Source organism: Micromonospora inaquosa (genome assembly GCF_003857055.1).
GTDB classification, from domain to species: Bacteria; Actinomycetota; Actinomycetes; order Mycobacteriales; family Micromonosporaceae; genus Micromonospora; species Micromonospora inaquosa.
Map to the genome: position 1 here is coordinate 1 of NZ_QGSZ01000117.1, position 1845 is coordinate 1845.

Annotated in this window: 2 protein-coding genes; one reads left to right on the top strand and one right to left on the bottom strand. The window is 70.3% G+C overall.

Translation table 11 applies throughout. The features are described 5' to 3' along the window. Positions 1–417: 417 nt before the first annotated feature. Positions 418–969 (bottom strand): GNAT family N-acetyltransferase, encoded by a 552-nt coding sequence (locus DLJ59_RS02715; protein WP_124770931.1) that lies wholly within the window; start codon positions 967–969, stop codon positions 418–420. A 51-nt stretch (positions 970–1020) separates the two neighbouring features. Here DLJ59_RS02715 and DLJ59_RS02720 point away from each other — a divergent pair. Next, positions 1021–1845, top strand: an 825-nt coding sequence (locus tag DLJ59_RS02720; protein WP_124770932.1) for a YhjD/YihY/BrkB family envelope integrity protein, incomplete at its 3' end; no start/stop codon positions are given.

The window sequence follows — 1845 nt, forward strand, 5'->3', positions numbered from 1 at the left end:
GGGTGGGGGTGAGCGGCAGTACAGCGGCATGCGAGGACGCCAAGCCAGCTTTTCCGAGCTAATGCACGAAAACAAGCACGGCTTTGTCGAAATCTTGCATGGCTTTGCCCAGAGGTTACTGATGTGCTACGGGAGCGTCAACACTTCGACGGGCGTGACTATTTATGTGCTTGCGCGCGTGGACGCGCCGTCGGACGGCTGGACGTCACGGGCCGCGAGGCCGCGAGGAGGCAGGCGGCAGGGCGGACACCACGTCGAGCCGTATACCTCAGGGTCAATAAATATGACCCTGAGGTATACGGCTCTGAGGCGTATTGGCCGCGAGCGCGGAGGCGCGCAACGCATGAGCGGGGCGCGGGGCGCAGGCCCCGGGGGTGCCGGATTGGAATCCGGACCTGTGACCTTCGAGAAGAGTGCTCAGCCGCCCGGTGCCGTGCGGACGAAGGCCTCCAACAACTCGCCGCCGTACCAGTCGGTGCGCTGACCCACGTGCGTCATGCCGAGCCGCCGGCAGACCGCCATCGACGGCTCGTTGCCCGGCGCCACGACCGCGTAGATCTGCCGAGTGCCGGCCGCGAACTCCCGCGCCAAGAGGGCACGGGCGGCCTCGGTGGCGTAGCCGTGACCCCACGAATCCGGGTGCAGGTGCCATCCCGTCTCGATGTCCTCGGTACGCACCGCCTTGTCCCGCCCCGGCAGCGGCTTGAGCAGCGCCGTACCCACCACCGTGCCTGTCTCGCGCACCTCGACCGCCCAGGTGCCGTACCGGCCGCCGTCGGCCGCGTGCCGGTCCCGCCAGCCGCGCAGCCGCTCGACGGCCTGGGCCGGGTCGGTCATCGGCAGGCCCGGCGAGACACCCAGCCAGCGGGTGATCTCCGGACGGGAGTAGATGTCGTAGATCCGGGCCAGGTCGGCCGGATCGTCCGTCCAGTCACGCAGGATCAGGCGTTCGGTGGTGAGAACAGTCATGACCGGCGATCTTAAGGAGTGACGGCCCCGACGACAGGGAAGGAGGACCCGATGGGCGACGGATGGCAACGCACGAAACGAATCACCAGTGCCGCGTTCCGTCCGGTACGCGGACGGGACCTGTCGCTGCACGCCGCCGCGATCACCTTCTACGGGGCGATCGCCGTGGTGCCGGTCGCCCTGCTGGCGATCTGGCTCACCGCGCTGGTGGCCGGGGCCGACCGGGTACGCCAGCTCACCTCGTACGCCGTGGAGGCCCTGCCGACCGCGATCGGCGCGCCCCGGGCGGTGGACGCGCTGGTCGACGCCGGGGTGGAGTTGACCCCGCTGCTCGCGCTGGCCTCCCTGCTACCCGCCTCGCTGTACGGCGAGGGCCTGCGCCGGGCGTTCATCTCGGTGGCCGCGCCCCGCTCCGACGAGCACCTGGTCGGCTGGCGGGGCCGACTGCTGCTGCTCCCACTGCTCGCGCCGGCCCCCGCGCTGCTCCTGTCGATCCTGCTGGCGCTCCCGCTCACCACCCGCCTCGTACGCCAGGGCGGTTGGCTCGGCGCGCTCGGCGTGGTGCTCTCGTTCCTGGGGGTCTGGCTGGTGCTCACGCCAGTGCTGGTGTGGGTGTTCCGGGTCGTCGGGCCGGCCTCACCGGACTGGCTCTCCACCCTCGGGATCGGGTCGTTCACGGCGGCGAACCTCTCCGGCTTCCTGCACGGCTTCGTGCTCTTCGCCTCGCTCCCGCTGAACCTGGGAGTGCCGTTCGGCGGCTTCGACGAGATCGGCGCCGGCGTGGCCGTACTCCTCTGGCTCTACCTGTTCCACGTGATCGTCCTGGCCGGATACTCCGCCACCCTGGCCCTCTCCCACTGGCGCACCACCCGCACC